General features: G+C 35.2%; 4 protein-coding genes. All 4 read left to right on the top strand.

Translation table 11 applies throughout. From position 1 onward, the window contains the following. Nucleotides 1–546: PTS transporter subunit IIC (locus tag RWO76_RS08785; RefSeq protein ID WP_314355258.1), on the top strand; the 546-nt coding region annotated here is incomplete at its 5' end. 87 nt (nt 547–633) lie between these two features. Beyond that, on the top strand, nt 634–918 hold the full coding sequence (locus tag RWO76_RS08780; protein ID WP_314355257.1) for a PTS sugar transporter subunit IIB: 285 nt from the start codon (nt 634–636) through the stop codon (nt 916–918). Between the two features lie 21 nt (nt 919–939). Beyond that, nucleotides 940–1,632, top strand: a complete 693-nt coding sequence (locus RWO76_RS08775; RefSeq protein WP_314355256.1) for an L-ribulose-5-phosphate 4-epimerase — start codon at nt 940–942, stop codon at nt 1,630–1,632. A gap of 9 nt (nt 1,633–1,641) precedes the next feature. Then, a complete protein-coding gene (locus tag RWO76_RS08770) occupies nt 1,642–2,478 on the top strand; it encodes an L-ribulose-5-phosphate 3-epimerase (RefSeq protein ID WP_227931339.1) in 837 nt (278 codons plus the stop codon). Nucleotides 2,479–2,648: the final 170 nt, after the last annotated feature.

The following is a 2,648-nucleotide window of genomic DNA, read 5'->3' as shown; positions in this document are numbered from 1 at the left end:
TTATCAGAAGCGTTCCAAGGTATCTCTAACAAATTATTACCAGGTTCTATGCCAGCCGTTGACTGTGCTGCTGTATATGGATTTGGTTCACCAAACGCAGTAACAGTTGGTTTCTTATTCGGGGTTTTAGGACAAGTAGTTGCAATCTTAGGATTAATCGTGTTCAAATCTCCAGTATTAATTATTACAGGTTTCGTACCAGTATTCTTCGATAACGCTACATTTGCAGTATATGCTAACCACAAAGGTGGTTTACGTGCTGCTTCAATCTTGTCATTCTTATCTGGTTTAATCCAAGTTTTAGGTGGAGCAATCGCAGCTGGAGCATTTGGATTAGCAGCATTTGGTGGATGGCATGGTAACTTCGACTGGGATACAGTTTGGGTAGGATTCGGATTCTTAATGCAACACTTCCAATACATTGGATTAGGTATCGTATTAGTTATTCTTTTAGCAATCCCTCAATTACAATACAGCCGTAACAAAGAACATTATTTCTTAATCGCTGAAGATTACGAAACATATTTAGAAAATAAACAAGCTTAATCTATTTTAAGTGTAAAAATTTTATAGTAAAATAGGTAACGGGTAAGAGTGACTTACCCGTTATCAAATTCTAAAGGAGAGATATCAATGAAAGTATTAGCAGCATGTGGAAGTGGAATGGGATCAAGCCAAATTATCAAAATGAAATTAACAAATGTATTCCGTAAATTAAATATTCCATTGGAAGTACATCACTGTGCAGTTTCAGAAGCAAAATCATCAGCTAAAAGCTATGACATGGTAGTTGTTTCTTCAGCATTATTAGAAGTTTTTGACGGAGTAGATTTACCAAATACTAAAATCGTTGGTTTACAAAACTTATTATCAGAAAAAGAAATGACTGAAAAAATTTCAGCAGCTTTAGAGCTTTAATTCATAAGGAGTTTTTTTATCATGGCATATGAAGCGTTAAAACAACGTGTTCTTGAAGCTAACTTATTATTACCAAAACATAATTTAGTATTATTTACTTGGGGTAATGTTTCAGAATACGACCGTGAAGCTGGCGTTATCGCTATTAAACCTTCAGGGGTAGATTATGATGTAATGAAAGCAGAAGATATTGTTATTGTAGATATCGATGGAAATAAAATTGATGGAGCTTTAAAACCATCTTCTGACTTAGATACACACTTAGAAATTTATCGTAATTTCCCAGATGTGAAAGGGGTAGTTCATACTCACTCAACTTGGGCAACTACAATGGCTCAAAACGGCCAAGAAATTCCTGCATTCGGTACAACTCAAGGGGACTATTTCTACGGAACAATCCCATGTACTCGTGCGATGACTGATGCAGAAATTAAAGGTGCTTATGAGTTAGAAACTGGTAAAGTGATCGTTGAAACATTTAAAGATAAAGATCCTAATGCAATTCCTGGTGTATTAGTATTTAACCACGGACCATTTGCTTGGGGGAAAGATGCTTTTGATGCCGTTCACAACATTACTGTTTTAGAACAAGTCGCTAATATGGCTTGGCATAACTTAGTATTAAATCCAAACTTGCAACCAATGTCTCAAACAATTTTAGACAAGCACTATTTACGTAAACATGGTGCGAATGCATACTATGGACAAGGGTAGGAGTTAAGCATGTACGAATTAGGACTATATGAAAAATCAATGCCAAACACATTATCATTCAAAGAGAAGTTAGAAACGGTTAAAGCTACTGGATTCGATTTCTTAGAAATGAGTGTGGATGAAACTGATGAAAAATTAGCTCGTTTAGAGTGGACGAAAGAAGAACGTCTTGAACTTGTTAAAACAATGTACGAAACTGGCGTTTCAATTCGTTCAATGTGTTTAAGTGGACACCGTAAATATCCATTTGGATCACATGACGCATCTGTACGTGAACGTAGTATGGAAATTATGGAAAAAGCCATTGAATTAGCAGATGACCTAGGAATTCGTGTCATTCAGTTAGCTGGTTATGATGTATACTATGAAGAAGGCGATGCAGATACATTAGAATTCTTTATTGATAACTTGAAAAAAGCTACTTTATTAGCAGCTCAAAAAGGAATCGTTTTAGGATTTGAAACAATGGAAACTCCATTTATGAATACAGTAGAAAAATCAATGCGTTTTGTAAACTTAGTAGATTCACCTTATTTACAAGTTTATCCAGATTCAGGAAACTTAAAAAATGCTTCTTTAGAACCTGGTGCGAAAAATGTTTATGAAGATATCGAATTAGGGAAAGGCCATATTGTGGCTGCTCACTTAAAAGAAACAATTCCTGGACATTATCGTGAAATTCCTTTTGGAACTGGACAAATTGATTTCAAGAAAATGGTGGACACTTTCTTATCTATTGGTGTTCGTCGTTTCACTGGTGAATTCTGGTATGTTGGACAAGAAAACTGGTTAGAAGATATTCATTTCGCTAACAAATTCTTACGTTCATATTTCCCAGAAAAATAATTAAAGAAATTTATGACAACATCCTTAGTAATCTAAGGATGTTTTTTTGCGTATGGATTCAGAATACATTGAAAATACTGTGGATATAGTAGCAAGGTCGCCAGCAGCCAGCTAAAGCTGTCTCATGGCTAAACTTTGAGCCTAGGTCTCAAAGTTTCCCTGCAATAAAA

This window comes from uncultured Granulicatella sp. (assembly GCF_963521425.1).
Classification (GTDB): Bacteria; Bacillota; Bacilli; order Lactobacillales; family Aerococcaceae; genus Granulicatella.
This window is presented reverse-complemented; position numbering and strand designations above follow the sequence as displayed.

Bases quoted from the DNA above. Each gene is read 5' to 3' on its own strand.
- RWO76_RS08780 (WP_314355257.1), top strand. From the start codon at position 634: ATGAAAGTATTAGCAGCATGTGGAAGTGGAATGGGATCAAGCCAAATT.
- RWO76_RS08775 (WP_314355256.1), top strand. From the start codon at position 940: ATGGCATATGAAGCGTTAAAACAACGTGTTCTTGAAGCTAACTTATTA.
- RWO76_RS08770 (WP_227931339.1), top strand. From the start codon at position 1,642: ATGTACGAATTAGGACTATATGAAAAATCAATGCCAAACACATTATCA.